Annotated in this window: 16 protein-coding genes; 6 read left to right on the plus strand and 10 right to left on the minus strand. The window is 65.0% G+C overall.

Translation table 11 applies throughout. The features are described 5' to 3' along the window. Window positions 1-119: 119 nt before the first annotated feature. From JMF86_RS31165 to JMF86_RS31190, 6 genes are all read right to left on the minus strand, one after another. Window positions 120-1352, minus strand: a complete 1233-nt coding sequence (locus JMF86_RS31165) for an MFS transporter (protein WP_054928644.1) — start codon at window positions 1350-1352, stop codon at window positions 120-122. Window positions 1353-1529: 177 nt separating this feature from the next. Further along, window positions 1530-2363 (minus strand): shikimate dehydrogenase, encoded by an 834-nt coding sequence (aroE, locus tag JMF86_RS31170; RefSeq protein ID WP_054928651.1) that lies wholly within the window; start codon window positions 2361-2363, stop codon window positions 1530-1532. Next, entirely contained in the window at window positions 2363-3583 is a 1221-nt protein-coding gene (locus tag JMF86_RS31175; protein ID WP_011549086.1) for a CaiB/BaiF CoA-transferase family protein, read from the minus strand. Before JMF86_RS31175 ends, aroE begins: the two co-directional genes overlap by 1 nt. After that, window positions 3583-4041 (minus strand): MaoC family dehydratase, encoded by a 459-nt coding sequence (locus JMF86_RS31180; RefSeq protein ID WP_011549085.1) that lies wholly within the window; start codon window positions 4039-4041, stop codon window positions 3583-3585. Before JMF86_RS31180 ends, JMF86_RS31175 begins: the two co-directional genes overlap by 1 nt. 2 nt (window positions 4042-4043) lie before the next feature. After that, window positions 4044-4436, minus strand: a complete 393-nt coding sequence (locus JMF86_RS31185; protein ID WP_011549084.1) for a VOC family protein — start codon at window positions 4434-4436, stop codon at window positions 4044-4046. Next, entirely contained in the window at window positions 4433-5383 is a 951-nt protein-coding gene (locus JMF86_RS31190) for a ketopantoate reductase family protein (protein ID WP_011549083.1), read from the minus strand. The genes JMF86_RS31185 and JMF86_RS31190 overlap by 4 nt, the downstream gene beginning before the upstream one ends. Window positions 5384-5464: 81 nt before the next feature. Here JMF86_RS31190 and JMF86_RS31195 point away from each other — a divergent pair, with 81 nt between their 5' ends. Further along, window positions 5465-6385, plus strand: a complete 921-nt coding sequence (locus JMF86_RS31195; RefSeq protein WP_011549082.1) for a LysR family transcriptional regulator — start codon at window positions 5465-5467, stop codon at window positions 6383-6385. 355 nt (window positions 6386-6740) lie between these two features. Here JMF86_RS31195 and JMF86_RS31200 read toward each other — a convergent pair whose 3' ends face one another. After that, window positions 6741-7370, minus strand: coding sequence for a TetR/AcrR family transcriptional regulator (locus JMF86_RS31200; RefSeq protein ID WP_011549081.1), 630 nt, complete (start codon window positions 7368-7370; stop codon window positions 6741-6743). A 207-nt stretch (window positions 7371-7577) separates the two neighbouring features. On the opposite strand from JMF86_RS31200, the gene JMF86_RS31205 reads away from it, so the two are divergent. The 3 genes from JMF86_RS31205 (at window position 7578) to JMF86_RS31215 (ending at window position 9692) form a co-directional block, all read left to right on the plus strand. Next, window positions 7578-8681 (plus strand): alpha/beta fold hydrolase, encoded by a 1104-nt coding sequence (locus JMF86_RS31205; protein WP_011549080.1) that lies wholly within the window; start codon window positions 7578-7580, stop codon window positions 8679-8681. A 307-nt stretch (window positions 8682-8988) separates the two neighbouring features. Then, the gene (locus JMF86_RS31210; protein ID WP_011549079.1) at window positions 8989-9192 is read left to right on the plus strand and encodes a cold-shock protein; all 204 of its coding nucleotides are present in this window, start codon (window positions 8989-8991) and stop codon (window positions 9190-9192) included. 275 nt (window positions 9193-9467) lie between these two features. Beyond that, window positions 9468-9692, plus strand: coding sequence for a hypothetical protein (locus tag JMF86_RS31215; RefSeq protein WP_011549078.1), 225 nt, complete (start codon window positions 9468-9470; stop codon window positions 9690-9692). A gap of 183 nt (window positions 9693-9875) precedes the next feature. Here JMF86_RS31215 and JMF86_RS31220 read toward each other — a convergent pair whose 3' ends face one another. Beyond that, window positions 9876-10796 carry a LysR family transcriptional regulator gene (locus JMF86_RS31220; RefSeq protein ID WP_011549077.1) on the minus strand — a complete coding sequence of 307 codons (921 nt, stop codon included), beginning with the start codon at window positions 10794-10796 and terminating at the stop codon, window positions 9876-9878. A 96-nt stretch (window positions 10797-10892) separates the two neighbouring features. On the opposite strand from JMF86_RS31220, the gene JMF86_RS31225 reads away from it, so the two are divergent. Beyond that, a complete protein-coding gene (locus tag JMF86_RS31225) occupies window positions 10893-11507 on the plus strand; it encodes an NIPSNAP family protein (RefSeq protein WP_011549076.1) in 615 nt (204 codons plus the stop codon). Between the two features lie 66 nt (window positions 11508-11573). Here JMF86_RS31225 and JMF86_RS31230 read toward each other — a convergent pair whose 3' ends face one another. Beyond that, on the minus strand, window positions 11574-12467 hold the full coding sequence (locus JMF86_RS31230) for a LysR substrate-binding domain-containing protein (RefSeq protein WP_054928646.1): 894 nt from the start codon (window positions 12465-12467) through the stop codon (window positions 11574-11576). Between the two features lie 95 nt (window positions 12468-12562). Between JMF86_RS31230 and JMF86_RS31235 the strand changes: the two genes are divergently transcribed. Further along, the gene (locus tag JMF86_RS31235) at window positions 12563-13759 is read left to right on the plus strand and encodes an MFS transporter (RefSeq protein WP_011549074.1); all 1197 of its coding nucleotides are present in this window, start codon (window positions 12563-12565) and stop codon (window positions 13757-13759) included. On the opposite strand, the gene JMF86_RS31240 is transcribed toward JMF86_RS31235, so the two are convergent. Then, window positions 13743-14954 carry an acetyl-CoA carboxylase biotin carboxylase subunit family protein gene (locus JMF86_RS31240; RefSeq protein ID WP_011549073.1) on the minus strand — a complete coding sequence of 404 codons (1212 nt, stop codon included), beginning with the start codon at window positions 14952-14954 and terminating at the stop codon, window positions 13743-13745. The genes JMF86_RS31235 and JMF86_RS31240 overlap by 17 nt on opposite strands. Window positions 14955-14966: the final 12 nt, after the last annotated feature.

Here is a 14966-nt window from a genome sequence, read left to right on the forward strand (position 1 = left end):
GCCTAGATGCTCGCTCGCAGCGTCCTTGTCGAGCATCACGTTCACCAAGTCCATTTGGCGGTCACAAGAGACGCGCTGGACACCCATCCCGCCGCTTTCCACCGAGTTCCCACCACAACTCACCGACCATCTACCGCCCGCGCCGGAACCGCTGCCGCGCCCAAATTCGCGCCACCGATTCTCGGCAACCACACAAACGCGATCGTAACCAGCGTAACGCCGACGCCAAGCATCGGCACCACCATTGGCCACGCGCCCGACTGATAGCGCGGATCGGTGAAAACCGCCGCCGTCTGCCCCACGCTGAAAGCGAAGAACATCATGATGAAGCCGGACCACGATACCGCGCGGCCGGCAAGATGAGGCAGGCCGCTGACCGCGCCTGCCTGCCCGCATGGCTGATGGATTCCGTGCCCGAGACAATACACGCCGTGCCCGACGAGCAGCGGCCAGATGCTGCCGGGAAGCAGCGCGCACCCCAATGCCTGGATCACCGCGCCTGACAGGCTCAGCGTCGCGCCTTGCCGCACCGTTCGCAGCATGCTTTGACGTCGCAGCAAGTGCCGGCAGCCAACGGTACTGAGGACATAGACGAGCGTCCCGCTCGCCGGAATCCAGCCGTATCGCTGGGGCGAGATGCCGAGCTGCCGGATGTAAATCGTCGGAGAAAGCAGCAGAAAACAGAACATGCCGGTGTACGTCGACGCGGCCAGCAGCGTCCATACCCTGAACGGGGCATTGCCGAATATCTCGCGCACGTCCCCGGTCGAGTTCCGGCCCGGCGCGATTCTGGCGGCGCTTTCCTCGAAGCCGTACCAGCACATGACGAGCAAGCCGAACGCATACAGGCTCATCCCCGCGAGTACCCATCGCCAGCCCGCGTGCTGCGTGACATACGCGCCGAGAATCGGGGCAAGGAACGCCATCATCCCCATTCCCATAAAACCGCGCGCCATCACGTACGGGCCGTCGCCCGCCGAGTACCGGTCGCGTACCGTCGCACGCGCGCATACCAGGATCGCGGCCATCGCAAAGCCCTGCATCGCACGCGCGGCCACCAGCATCGCGGCGCTCGATGCGAGCGCCGCCGCCAATGCACTCAGCGCATAGAGCGCAAGGCCGGTCAGCAAGACGGGGCGGCGGCCGATTCGGTCGGAAAGACCGCCCATCGGCAATTGTCCGACACCGAATATCAATGCGAAAACCGTGAGACTGACGCTGGCGGAGCCCAGTGTCGCGGCGATTTCAGGCAGGGCCGGCAGATAACTGTCGGTCGCCACCGGCTGGGCCGCCAGCAGCAGCGGCAACATGAGCGCGAAGTTCAGGCGAGCGGGGCGCGTGGTGTCCGGCATGACGGTGTTCGGCACGGTATCGGGCGTGGACGGAGGACAGCGGTAATGCGAGATTGCTCGGCGCAGCTCGTTCGTATGGACGCGCCCGCCGAGTCTACCGGATCGCGCCCGCCGACACTGTCGCGATCGATGCCTTGGCGCATCGGGATCGCCTGCATGCCGATCCCCATCGCGTGTTCAGTCGAACGGCACGGCCAGCCGGTCGATCACCGCGCTGGTCGCGGGCCGCACGCCGCGCCACCATGCGAACGCCTCGGCCGCCTGCTCGACCAGCATGCCGACACCATCCGCGATCCCGTGCACGCCCGCGTTTTTAGCGAGCCGGAGAAACGGCGTGAGCCGCTTGCCATAGGCGAGTTCGTAGGCGGTTCCCGTCGGACTGAACACGCTCGGCGGGACAGGCGGCAGATCGCCGGTCAAACTGGCCGACGTCGCGTTGACGACCAGATCGAAACGTCCCATCCGCGCGAGGTCGGCATAGCTGCCGGCAACCAGAGGGCCGCGACCGGCGACCTGCGCGGCCAGCAAGCGCGCCTTGTCGACGTCGCGATTCGCGATCACGAGTTCCGCCGGGCCGGCGTCGAGAAACGGCAGCAGCGCGCCGCGCGCTGCGCCGCCCGCACCGAACACCAGCACGCGCTTGCCGGCCATCGGCAGATTGAGGTTCGCCTCGATATCGCGAACCAGCCCGATGCCGTCGAAGTTGTCCGCCAGGATGCGGCCGCCGTCGAACTTGAGCGCGTTGGCCGCGCCCGCGAGCTGCGCCCGCTCGCTGCGTTCGTCCGACATCGCGAATGCGTCGAGCTTGAACGGCGCGGTGACGTTGATGCCCTTGCCGCCGCCGTCGAAAAACGCACGAACAGTGGCAGCAAAAGCGCCTGCCGGCTCGAGCGGGCCCTCGATCGCCGTGTAGCGGAGGTCCTGCTGCGTCTCTTGCGCGAAGAGGCCGTGAATCAGCGGGGATTTGGTGTGTCCGATCGGATTGCCGATCACCGCGTATTGGTCGGTCATCATTGGCTCACTTTTGAATAGAGGACGCCGTCGGCCTGCATCGCGTCGATTTCGGCCGCATCGAACCCGAGGGACCGTGCGACTTCCGCGTTGTGCTGGCCGAGATCGGGCGCGACCTCGCGAATCGTCGTATCGCAATCGGAAAACCGGAACGGCAGGTTGGGCAGGCGCAGCGTGCCGTAGCGTGGATGCTGCTGCTCGACGACCATGCCTCGGGCCTGGATCTGCGGATCGTTCAACACCTCGTCGATGCGCTGCACCTTCGCGCACGGAACGTCGATGCCGTCCAGCAGGTCCAGTACCGACGCGACGGAACGCGCGGCCACCCACGGTTCGACCACCGACAGGATCGCCGCGCGATGCGCATTGCGCCCGGTGCTGTCGTGAAACCGGGAGTCCGCACCGAAGCCAGCCGGGCCGCCGTGCGCTTCGATCAGTTGTGCAAAGCGCTTCCACGCGTCGTCGACTTGCGCGGCGATCACGAGATCGCCATCGGCGGCACGGAACACGCCATAGAGTGTCGAGGTCGGCATGTCGTGACCGGTCTGCTCGGGCAGCACGCCCTTCAGCGTGTAGCACTGCACCGCATATTCGTGCATCGACACCAGCGTGTCGTACAGCGCCATGTCGACGTGTTGCCCGCGGCCGCTCTTCACGCGCCCCAGCAGCGCGGCGTTGATCGCCGCGACCGCATGAATGCCGGTGTACATGTCGCCGAGCGATATGCGGAGCAGCGGCGGCCGCTCGCCGGGCGTGCCGACCATCTGCATGATCCCGCTCTTCGCTTCGGCGATCAGCCCGAAGCCGGCACGATGTGCGTCGGGACCAGTGTGACCGTACGCCGAAATCGAGCAGTAGACGAGGCCCGGATTGCGCGCCGACAGTTCTTCATAGCCGAGCCCGAGCTTGTCCAGCGCGCCCGGCCGATAGTTCTCGATGAAGACGTCGGCGGAGTCGCACAGCCGCTGCATGAACGCCTTGCCGCGCGCGTCCTTCATGTTCACGCTCACGCCGCGCTTGCCCATGTTGAGCTGCAGGAAGTAGCCGCTTTGCTGGTCGTCGAGCACGGTCGCGTGCTGGCGTCCGGCGTCGCCGGCGCCCGGGCGCTCGACCTTGATCACTTCGGCGCCGAGCGCCGCGAGACAGCGTCCGACATACGGGCCGGCGAGGAAATGGCTGTAGTCGACGACGCGAATGCCTTCGAGGGGACGTGCCTGCATTACAGTGCCTCCGGACGGCGCGGCACCATCAGGCGATGTTCGCCGCGTTGAACGACCTGTCCGTCCTGATTGATCAGTTCCGACGGCAGCACGACGATGCCCCAGTCCGGGCGGCTCTTGCTGGCCCGCATCGAACCGACGCGGAACGTCACGTGCAGCACGTCGCCGACCTTGATCGGCAGCAGGAAATCCCAGGTCCAGCCGAGCGACATGCCCGGCAGGAAGCGATAGTCGCTCTGCGTCTTCAGGCCGTCGGCAATGGACAGGCCGAACAGCCCGTGCGCGACGAGGCAGCCGAAATGGCTGGCGTTCGCGTATTCCTCGTCCACGTGAACGGGCGTATGGTCGCCGGTGAGGTCGGCGTACGCGAGAATGCGTTCCTTGGTCACGAGGTAGGTCGGGCTCGTGCACGTGTCGCCCTCGCGGGCGTCGTCCCAGTATTTCTCGACGATCGTCATGGTCATGCCTCCGCGCGCGGGTTGATCGCCAGTGCTTGCGCGACGCATGAAGCCGGCCTGGCCTGAATCAGTTCGACGGCAAGCCCGTCGGGTAGGCGAATCCAGTTGCGCCCCTGCGGCATCTCCGTCACGTCGAATCGCCGCGCGGCGGCCAGCGCGGCCTCCAGGTCCTCGCACATCACGCCGAGATGGGCGAGCCGGCCTTCCGGGCCATTGTGGTCGGGCGCGTGGATGAATTGCATGCCGCCGAGCGTCCAGTACTGTCGCGGTGCGTCGAGCGGGCCGTCCACTTCGCGCAGCGTCATGCCGAGCACGTCCTCGAAGAAACGGATGTGCCAGTGGATGTCCTTCACCCAGATCGCGACGTGTTCGAGATAGGCTTTCGTGGCGCTCATGCGGCGGCCTCCTCACGTTGGCGATCGGCCATCGCGCGCTCCAGCCCCTTGATGCAGGCGACGAGCGTGGCATTGACCGGGGTCGGCACGCCATGGCGCTGCCCGGCGCGCACGACCGAACCGTTGATGAAGTCGATCTCGGTGATCGAGCCTTTCTCCAGGCTTTGCAGCATCGAGGTCTTGAAGGCGGCGGGCAGCCCCTCGGCGGCGAGGGTCCAGGCCTGTTCGGGATCGGTCATCGACAGCTTGACGCCGGCTGCCTGCGCCGCCGCGATCGCTTCGGCGACCGCCGCGAGCGACGTCGCCTTCAGCAGCGGCTCGTCGTAGAGCTGCCCGTAGGTGAGGCCGGTGAGGCCGGTCAGCGCGCCCGTCGCGACATTCACCAGCAGCTTGTCCCACATCGTGCCGACGATGTTGTCGCTGATCGTCGTCGCGAGGCCGGCGGTATCGAACGCGGCGGCGATCGCCTGCACGCGCGGCGTGATGCGGCCGTCGAGTTCGCCGATGTAGGTGTTTTTGCCGATCACGCCGGATTCGATATGACCCGGCCCGCGCAGCACGCCGCCGACGTAGGTCTTGCCCGCGAGGACGCGCTCGCGGCCGACGGCGTCGCTCAGGATGTCCTCGTGCCCGAGGCCGTTCTGCAGCGACAGCACGACGGTATCGGGCCCGACCAGCGACAGGGCGCCGCGGATCGCCGCGTCAGTGTGGAACGACTTGACCAGCACCACGACCACGTCGGCCGCGCCGACTTCGGCCGCCTGTGTCGTCGCGTGCACGCGTACCTGCCGGGTGCCGCGGGCGTCGTCGACCCGCAGGCCGTCGCGACGCATCGCATCGACGTGTGCGGGCGAGCGGTCGATCAACCAGGTCTCGTGACCGCCTTCGGTGAGGGTGGCGCCGATCGCACAACCCAGTGCGCCGGCTCCTAGAATCGCGATTTTCAATGGTGTCTCCTTGACGTATGGCCTCACGATAGGAGCCGCCGCTCATGCCGACAATGCAATGAGTACAATGACGTCATTGCCATGGACAATAATGCGACGATGCCCGCTGATCTGCCGGACCTGAAGCTGCTTCAGCTATTCGATCTCCTGTACGACGTGCGCAGCGTCACGCGCGTCGCCGAGCAGCTCGGCCAGAGCCAGCCGACCGTCAGCATCTGGCTCGGGCATTTGCGGGAACACCTGCACGATCCGCTGTTCATCCGCACGCCCGGCGGCATGGCGCCGACACCGCAAGCCGACGCGCTGATCGGGCCCTGCCGGGAAATTCTCGAATCGCTGCGGCGCTTCACGGCGTGGGAGATCGCGTTCGATCCCGCGACCGCCCAGCGACGCTTTCGCATCTGCATGACCGACGCGAGCCACGTCACGCTGCTGCCGCGGCTGCTGGCCCATGTCCGGGCGCAGGCGCCGGGCGTCCGGCTGGAAGCCGCACGGATCGACGGCAATACGGAGCGGGCGCTCGAATCCGGCGAAGCCGATCTCGCGATTGGCTACGTGCCGTGGCTGGGCGGCGGCATTTATCAGCAGAAGCTGTATGACCAGGACTGGATTTGTCTGGTGAATCGGCATCACCCGAGGATTCGCGGTCGGCTCGGGGCCAGGCAGTATCGTTCGGAAGGGCATGTCGCCATTACGGCGGGAACGGGGGCGCAACTCCTCGAACAGGCGCTGCGGCAGGCGCGCATCGAGCGAGACGTGGTGCTGGAATTGCCGGGCTTTCTGGGGCTGGGGGCGATCGTTCAGACGACCGACCTGATCACGACGCTACCGCGTCATATCGGCGAGACGCTGGCCCAAGCCAACGATCTGGCGGTTCATGCATGCCCGATCCCGGTCGAAGGCTTCGCGGTGCGGCAGCATTGGCATGCGCGCTATCACCACGAGGCCGGCAACCGGTGGTTGCGCGGCGTCGTGATTCGACTGTTCGGTGCTTCGCATTGACCTGCGGTTTGGGTGTTCGCGATGGCGGCCGGAGCGTTCGCGGTTGCGGTACGTCGACTTCCGGTCTGGCCGAGCTTGCAATCTGGTCACCGATAGACGATCTGCGCGGCGAGGTCGTGCTTGATCGACCTGGCCATGCTTCGGAATTCGGGGTACTCGTCCGGCCGCCTGCCAGTTTTCCACGCGTTCACGTTGCCAGGCTACCGCTGCGCAGTTCGAGCTAACGCGGTCGAGAGAATTGAATTCGCGGCACGTCGTGCGTTCACGGATACCGAACCGGTGCGGCATCACGGCAACGGGCAATTTCCCCGTGATGTGCGCAAGGCACGACGCATGACGAGAACATTGGGCCGGATCACCCCTCGGAAGCGCCCCATCCCTGGCTGCTGACATCTGCCAGTGCGTCGAACACGGCCGGCGAGCGTTCCAGGCGCGCGACCGTGCGGGCGCCTTCGAGCGCGGCGACCAATGCGGCCGCGGCCGAGGATGCGCGCGCGGCAGCGAACCCGCACCCCCTGAAATGCGCCGCAATCACCTCGGTCGAATCGGCAAACCCCCGCGCCACCCGCTGGGTCAGCTCGGCGTCGAGCGCGGGCAGTTCGTTTGCCAGGTTTTGCATGAGACACCCGTACTGGAAATCGGTGGCGACCATTTCGGCCGCAAACGTGCTGAAGATCTGGCGAACAAAATTCAGCGCATGACCGGTCGTATCAGCCGAGATGTTCCGCAAGACGGCAATTCGATGGGTGACGTAGTTATCGATTGCTTCCTCGGCGAGTTGGGCCTTGCCGCGAGGAAAGTGAAAGTAGAACGACCCTTTGGGCGCGCCGCTTTCCTCGAGAATCTGGGTCAGCCCGGTCGCCGTGTAGCCCTGGATGCGAAACAGCCGTTCGGCCGTGGCAATCGCGCGAGCGCGCGCGTCAGTCTTGCGTGTCATGCGGGAAAAGTACCACGTTCCGCTTGACCGGTCTATGGCGATCGCCATACTATGGTGATCACCATATTTCGGAGTTCGACGATGCCCGTCGACAAGAGCAAGCCATCGGCGCCGCGACGAACCGTTCTGGCGATGGGCGCGGCCGGCCTGGTTGCTGCCTTGCTTCGTCCTGCCCGCGCAACCCCGACAGGAGAGAGTGATTTGGCCACGCCGACATACGGTGCAGGAACGCTTCCGAAAGGAGTGCGCTCGCGCATGATCCATGGGGTGAACGGCCTCGATGTTCACATTCTCGAAGCCGGTCATGAAAGCGCCGGCCGGCCGCTCGCGTTGCTTTTGCACGGTTTTCCGGATCTGGCCTACGGCTGGCGGCATCTCATGCCCATCCTGGCCGACGCGGGATACCACGTCGTGGCGCCCGACCAGCGCGGTTATGGACGCACGACCGGTTGGGCGAACGACTATGACGCTCCGCTCGGGCCCTTCAGCCTCCTGAATATGACGCGCGACGCCCTCGGACTGGTATCGGCGTTGGGGTATCGGCATACGTCGATGCTGGTCGGGCACGACCTCGGCTCGCCTGTGGCGGCGTATTGCGCGCTGGCGCGACCGGACGTCTTTCCGTCAGTGGTGCTGATGAGTGCGCCGTTCCCTGGTCCGCCGGCGCTCCCATTCGACACGGCGCGAAGCGAGACATCGTCGGCTCAACCGAACAGCGAAGGCCGGAAGTTGGCGGCGGCGCTTGCCGCGCTCGATCCGCCGAGAGCGTATTACCAGCAATACCTGTGCACACGGAACGCCAACCGGGACATGTGGCACCCGCCCCAAGGTCTATCAGCGTTTCTGCGGGCATTTTTCCACGTGAAGAGCGCCGACTGGCCGGGCAACAAGCCGCATCCGCTGAAGGCGCTCACGGCCTCGGAACTGGCGCAAATGCCCACGTACTACGTGATGGATCTCGGCAAGACGATGCCCGAGACCGTCGCGCCATTCCAGCCGTCCGCCGCCGAAATCCTTGCCTGCAAATGGCTCACCGACGCGGAACTGGGCGTATACACGGCGGAGTATGGCCGTACCGGGTTTCAAGGCGCGCTTCAGGCTTATCGTGTCTTGTCCGATCCCGACCTGAACGCCGAGTTGCGCCTGTTTTCGGGCAGGACGATCGACGTCCCGTCGCTCTTCATTGGCGGCAAGCGCGATTGGGGCACCTATTCGGCGCCTGGCGCGCTCGATCTGATGAGAACGAAGGCGGCGACGAGCATGCGCGGCATCGAGCTGATCGACGGCGCAGGTCACTGGATCCAGCAGGAGCAACCGGGCAAACTCGGCGAGCTGCTGCTCGCCTTCGCGAAGGCGTGAAGCGGGGCGGTGTGGGTCCAGTCGTGACGACAGCCTTCGGCTTCGCTGCCCGCGGTCGGGGAGTCACGTCTGCGATGCGGAAGGGCGTCTCGATGTCGGCGCGTCGAGCTGGATGTCACACAGTTACAAGATAGTCGTTGACGCGGCCGGCACCTGCCGTTAGTGTATGTACCGAAGTCCAAGAAGTCCGATTGCTGTTCATCAATTGCTCGCTCCTCCCCAGCGGTATTCGTTGTCCTCTCCCTCCTTGACGCTTCACGCGCTCTTTCAACAGAGCAAATTTCCCTTTTTTTCTCAAGGAATCTTCATGGATACCGGTATCGTCAAGTGGTTCAACGACAGCAAAGGCTTTGGCTTCATTACTCCGGACAAGGGCGGCGACGACCTGTTCGCTCACTTCTCCGAAATTCGTGCCGACGGCTTCAAGACGCTGGCTGAAAATCAAAAAGTGAGCTTCGAAACGAAGCAAGGCCCGAAGGGTCTGCAAGCGGCGAACATCAAGCCACTGTAAAGTTTGAAGGGCCCGGCCTCCCACGACGGACGCCGGGTCGCAGCGACATCCCAACGGAGCTTCGCCTCCCCAAGTTGGCGCGATCGCCTTGAGCTGTATCGAGTGATTCAGCTGGCCGAGCGTCACACGTCTCGTTGCACTTCATTCCCCCTCCGGCCGCAACGCCTTATTTTCGCTTTCCGACTGCGTCAGATTCAGTCCGCAATGGCTTTGAATCGGCTTACCCGTGCGCATTTCGCACGGCACGCGCGCATTCGAACATCATTAAAATTAAAATGCACAACAAACGAATTCAACAGTACAACGGCTATGCCGTCCAACCCTCGGCGCATCGCTTGCCCGACGGTAGTTTTTCATCCAACCTCCTGCTCGAACGCGCCGATAGCACGCACGACGAAGGCCGCTATCAGTTCTATTCGCTCGATTACTTCACGAGCGAGGCACAGGCGCTCGCGCACTCGGCACGCTGGGCACGCAACTGGGTCGATTCGCGCGGCTAACGGCCACGCCCTGCAGGCGGCGGAGGTGGCGCGATCCGACTTGAGCATCGTCGCTTCGGCGCCATTCCGTCGCGGGTCGGTGCAGATGAGCGACCACGGCGGGTGAGGACGGAAACGTACATCGGGTCGAAATCGCGAGGTGTCGATGAAGTACGACGCCTTTCGCGACCGGCGGCAATCGCCTCACGTCCGACAGGCCGTTTCGGCGCCGAACCGGTCGACCACGAATTCAGTGAAGCTGCGAAGCTTCGGTGATTGCTGCCTCTCCTGAAGATAAAGCAGGTTCATCGTCCGTTCGGGGCCGGCGAAGTCCGGCATGATCTCGATGAGGCGCTTCTCTCGAATGTCGTCGCGTATCAAGATGGAAGGAAGCATCGCGATACCCAGCCCTCTCAACGCCGCCCGGCGCAACGCGTCCGCATTGTCAATTTTCAGTCTGCCGTCCACGGACAGGCTCATCGGCCCATCCGGGCCTTCCAGCGTCCATTGGGTTTGCGCCGCGTGCCATTCCGCTCGGGGCGGATACGCATAGGTCAGGCAATGATGCTCGCCTAGCGCGTGCGGCGTAGCCGGCGCGCCATGCTCGTGAACGTAAGCGGGCGACGCACACAGCACCAGCCGATATGGCGCCAGCGGACGCGCCACCACATCCGGGTTGGCGAGCGTGCCGATGCGAATGGCCGCCTCGAAGCCTTCGTCGAACAGATCGGCGAGCGAATCGGTTGCGACGATATCGAGCTTGATCTCGGGGTAGCGCCGGTAATAGTCCGCGAGCGCGGGAATCAGGCACTCGTTCGTAAACACGACAGGCGCGGTCACGCGCAAACGCCCTCGTGGCTGCTTGAGGTGAGCGAGCGCAAGCTGTTCCGTGTCGTCGACCAGACCGAGAATTTCGACGCATCGCTCGTAGTAAGCGTGGCCGAACGCGCTGACTTTCTGCTTGCGGGTCGTGCGGTGCACGAGAACCGCGCCCAGCCGGCTTTCCAGAGTCTGAAGGTAGTTGCCGACCATGGTCGGCGACAGATCGGACGCTTGCGCGGCCGCCGTCAGGCTACCCGTTTCCACGATACGGACGAATACGGCCATCGCCTTGAGGAGATCCATTACGCAATGCTACTGGATTCTGTTTCAAGGTGCGGCGCGTTTATCGGCCACCGGTTTGGAAATACAGTGCGATAGACGAGCGAAAGGAGAGCAGATATGCCGTATGAACTCACGACGTTGTCGTGTCCGCTGCTGGACCAGGACAGGGTGTCCCGCCGTGCGCATCACTGGGTGTCGGATGCCGACGCGCACGGGAGGCTGCTCGGCGCATGGCGCACGGAAATCGGTGAGCTATCGCGGGTCGTCGTGCTGCGTGGCTTCGAGACGATGGATGCATTGCAGCATGAACGCGATCGGGCATTGCGCGCCGAGCGACCTTTCGGCATTGAAAGCGCGTCCGTTCGATTGACGATGGAAAGCTATGCACTTTTTCCTTTTCTACCCGACATCGAACCGGCGGCATTGGGCGATTTCTATGAAATTCGCCGCTACTGGCTGAAAGCCGGCGGTATTGCGCCGACCATTTCCGCGTGGGAACGCGCGGTGGGCCCGGCCAAAGCCTATACGTCGCATCTCGTTTGCAATCTGTACGCGCTCGATGGACCGCCGCGCATCACGCACATTTGGGGATTCTCAAGCCTGGAAGAACGCATGGCGTTGCGAAAGCGGCACTACGCGGAGGGCCTGTGGCCTCCGGCCGGCGGTCCGGAACAGATCGAAAGGGCGACGTCGACGATCGGCTTGCCGGAGACGTGGTCGCCATTGCGTTGAATGCGCCGTTCGCGCCGGATGTCACGTATTTTCCGCTCGGGTGATCGGGGCTTGTGTCAACAGGACCTAGCCGCGCGTGATCGACCTGGCAAACTCGATGAACTGCTCGACGCAGCTCGACGAGAACGGTTCGGACCACGTAACGACCAATTCGAGAACGTGCGGCCTCGCCAGCGGCACGTAAGCGACGCCCGAGCGTTGCAACGTCGACGTGAAGCCGGGCACGATGGCGACGCCGCGTTCCGCGGCCACCAGCGACACCAGCGTCGTGATCTGCGATGCGGTCGGCCCTGTCCGCGGCGTAACGCCCTCTTGCGCGCACAGATCCTCGAGCGCGGCGTTCAGCGCGGAACCGTAACCCGCGGGAAACGTGACGAAGTTCTCCTTGACCAGTTCACGGAACTCGATCGTCGCCTTGTCCGCGTATTTGCTCCGGGCGGGAACCGCGGCGGCGAGCGACTCCCGCGACACGACGAGGGACCGGATGCGCTCCCCGGGTGCCTTCGCCGCTGACCAGCCGAATCCGACGTCCATCGTGCCGTCGGCGATCTGCTGGCGCTGAGTGGCGGTCGATACTTCCCGAAACGCCAGCTCGACTTCCGGCATGCTGCGGCTCGCATTGCGGATGATGTCCGAAAACGCGTCGGACATCGGAATGGAACTCGCATAGCCGATCACGACGCGACCGACCACACCTTGCGCCATCTTGCGCGCCGTTGCCTCCGCCTCGTCGACTGCATGAATGACGCTCCTCGCGTGTTCGAGGAACAGCGCGCCTGCCGGCGTGAGCTGCACCGCACGTGTCGATCGTTCGAACAGCCGGATACCGAGGTCGGCTTCCAGCGCGGCGATATGGCGCGTCAACGGCGGCTGGGCGATACGCAAACGCAACGCCGCGCGTCCGAAGTGCAATTCTTCGGCGACGGTCACGAAATAGCGGAGGCGGCGTAGGTCGAGCATTCTTGTCGTTTCGGTATCAATGGCCACGAAATCAGTATTGGCACGCGTGTCGTCCACTCGTCAGACTGTCACCCACATCAGAGAGGGCGTCACCAGTGGGCAACAGAACCATCCGATTCGCATTTTTCCTGTGCGGCTTCGCGGCTTTTCTCAATCTCTATTCGACGCAGGGCATCCTGCACGAACTCGCCGCGGCCTTCAACGTGAGCGCGGAACGAGCAGGCCAGGGCATCAGCGCCACCACGTTGGCGGTTGCCATTATCGCGCCGTTCGTCGGTGCGCTGGCTGCCCGCTTCGATCGCCGAACGGTGATTTCGTGGGCTGCCGTGGCGTGTGTGCTTCCCGTCGTGTGGTCGGCACACGCGGCGAGCTTCTCATCGTTCCTCGCCGCCCGCTTTGCGGCGGGCATGCTGATGCCGTTCATCTTCGCGATCTCGATCGCCTGCATCGGCGAGATCTTCAGCCACGACGCGGCGACGGAGGTCAGCGCACTCTTCGTCGCCGGCACGACACTCGGCGGCTTCGCCGGACGCTTCGTGACCAACGTGCTGACGTCCGGGTTCGGCTGGCGTCACGCGCTCGATTTCATCGCGTTCCTGTGTCTCGCAACGGGCCTCGCGATCCACGCGTGCCTGCCGTCGTCCGGCGCCGCGCGTCCGGAAGGCGAGGGAGCGTCGATACCGCGCTGGAAGCTCCTGACGCGCGGCCCGCTGCTGGCCTCGTTTCTGGTCGGCGCATGCGTGCTCGCCTCGCAGGTCGCGACGTTCACCTTCGTCGGACTGCGGCTGGCCCGCGCGCCATTTGGCTTCAATACGGTCGAGATCGGCGCGATCTATGCGGTGTTTCTCGTCGCGGTCGTCGTCACGCCGCTCGCGGGCCGCGTCGCGGCGAAACGCGGCCCGCGCGATCTCGCGCTCGCGGCGACCGGGCTCGCGATGGTCGGTGCATTGCTGACCTTGTCGGGCAGTGTCGCAGCGATCCTGACCGGTCTCGCGCTCAGTTCGACCGCGGTGTTCGTCGAGCAGGCGTCGGCCAATGCGTTCATCTCGCGCGCGGCACCGGGTGCAAGATCGACGGCGATCGGCGTCTACCTGTCCTTCTATTACTTTGGCGGCAGTCTCGGCTCGATCCTGCCCGTTCCCGCATGGAATCGGTGGGGCTGGGTGGGCTGCGTCGCATTCGTCGTCGTAGCGCAGGCGATCGCAGGCGCGCTCGTGTTTTTCTTCTGGCGCGGGACGCCTCCCGCCGGCGCAAGCAAACCACGCTCACCTGAAGTCAGGCTGACTCGGTAGTCGACTTCAATTCGCGGCGCTCAGCCGCCGGCCCCGCGTCGTCCGCCGCACCGTGCGCTGCCGGCAACGCAACTCGCACATAAAGAAATGCACGCCGCTCGCGATCGGGCAGCACTTGCGGCCCGTAGCTGATCCTGACCGCCCCGTCGTCGATCTCCCCGCCCCGCGCGAAACGCCACGCGCCGGGATCGCTGTCGAGCAGGAATTCGGCGCGCGCATACGCATGCGGCTCGAACAGCTCGGGGATCGTCACCGCCTTTCCGTCGAGCTTGTCGAGCAACGCTTCGACCACGTTGAAACCGTAGCCGTCGCGCACGATGTCGCAGATGAAGCTGCCCGCGATGCGCGGATTCAGTTCGATCACGTGCGGCACGCCATCATGCACGATGCAGTCGAGATGCACGGGCCCCCACGTGAGCCCGGCGGCGGCCGTCGCGCGCGTGCCGACGTCGATCAGCGCGCGCAGCGTGTCGGCGTCGAGATCGAGTTCCGACGTATACCCGCGCTCGAGAAAACCGGCACCATGCCGCTTCAGCTTGCGCAGCGCGCCGACGTAGCGGCCGTCGAAATACTCGACGCAATATTCGCTGCCCGCCAGGAATTCCTCGATGACGACGCGTTCGGTCGCAAGCTCGGGTGCGTCGGCCTGCGCGGCGGCGGCGAGCGTGTCGAGCTGTGCGCGCACGGCGGCGATGTCCTCGCAGCGGCGCACGCCGTCGCTCGCGGAGCCTTCCGACGGCTTGACGACGACCGGGAAGCGCAACGGAGCAGCCGCCGCCGCGAGCGCCGCCGGCGCGGCCAGCGTACCCGCGACGAACTGCGCGGCCGGGATGCCGTGCTCGGCGAGCAGCGCTTTCTGGTTCGACTTCGACACCGCATACGCGACGTGCCGCGCATCGGGACCGGGCAACCCGAGCGCATCGGCGACCCATGCCGCGGTGCGCGCATAGGTATCGTGCGCGGTTGTCACGCGCAGCGTGTCGAGTTCGTCCGGAAAGCGCGCGCGCAGCCAGCCGGCAAGCTGCCCGGCGTCGGGCGTGAGGTTGACCGTCTCGACGTCGTCGGGAAACACGCCGTCGAGACGATGGCCGGGCGTGGTGATGACGGTCACGGCCACCCGGCGTGCGACGGCGGCGCGCACCAGCGCGACGCTGCTGCCGGTGGCGCGTGCGCCGATCACGATGAGTCGCTTCATGAGGAATCCTTG

This window comes from Burkholderia sp. E168m15 (assembly GCF_016586105.1).
GTDB lineage: Bacteria > Pseudomonadota > Gammaproteobacteria > Burkholderiales > Burkholderiaceae > Burkholderia > Burkholderia orbicola.

Excerpts from the sequence above, each read along its gene's own strand:
- JMF86_RS31165 (WP_054928644.1), bottom strand. The coding sequence starts at position 1,352 with ATGCCGGACACCACGCGCCCCGCTCGCCTGAACTTCGCGCTCATGTTG.
- aroE (WP_054928651.1), bottom strand. The coding sequence starts at position 2,363 with ATGACCGACCAATACGCGGTGATCGGCAATCCGATCGGACACACCAAA.
- JMF86_RS31175 (WP_011549086.1), bottom strand. The coding sequence starts at position 3,583 with ATGCAGGCACGTCCCCTCGAAGGCATTCGCGTCGTCGACTACAGCCAT.
- JMF86_RS31180 (WP_011549085.1), bottom strand. The coding sequence starts at position 4,041 with ATGACGATCGTCGAGAAATACTGGGACGACGCCCGCGAGGGCGACACG.
- JMF86_RS31185 (WP_011549084.1), bottom strand. The coding sequence starts at position 4,436 with ATGAGCGCCACGAAAGCCTATCTCGAACACGTCGCGATCTGGGTGAAG.
- JMF86_RS31195 (WP_011549082.1), top strand. The coding sequence starts at position 5,465 with ATGGACAATAATGCGACGATGCCCGCTGATCTGCCGGACCTGAAGCTG.
- JMF86_RS31200 (WP_011549081.1), bottom strand. The coding sequence starts at position 7,370 with ATGGCGATCGCCATAGACCGGTCAAGCGGAACGTGGTACTTTTCCCGC.
- JMF86_RS31205 (WP_011549080.1), top strand. The coding sequence starts at position 7,578 with ATGATCCATGGGGTGAACGGCCTCGATGTTCACATTCTCGAAGCCGGT.
- JMF86_RS31210 (WP_011549079.1), top strand. The coding sequence starts at position 8,989 with ATGGATACCGGTATCGTCAAGTGGTTCAACGACAGCAAAGGCTTTGGC.
- JMF86_RS31215 (WP_011549078.1), top strand. The coding sequence starts at position 9,468 with ATGCACAACAAACGAATTCAACAGTACAACGGCTATGCCGTCCAACCC.
- JMF86_RS31220 (WP_011549077.1), bottom strand. The coding sequence starts at position 10,796 with ATGGATCTCCTCAAGGCGATGGCCGTATTCGTCCGTATCGTGGAAACG.
- JMF86_RS31225 (WP_011549076.1), top strand. The coding sequence starts at position 10,893 with ATGCCGTATGAACTCACGACGTTGTCGTGTCCGCTGCTGGACCAGGAC.
- JMF86_RS31230 (WP_054928646.1), bottom strand. The coding sequence starts at position 12,467 with ATGCTCGACCTACGCCGCCTCCGCTATTTCGTGACCGTCGCCGAAGAA.
- JMF86_RS31240 (WP_011549073.1), bottom strand. The coding sequence starts at position 14,954 with ATGAAGCGACTCATCGTGATCGGCGCACGCGCCACCGGCAGCAGCGTC.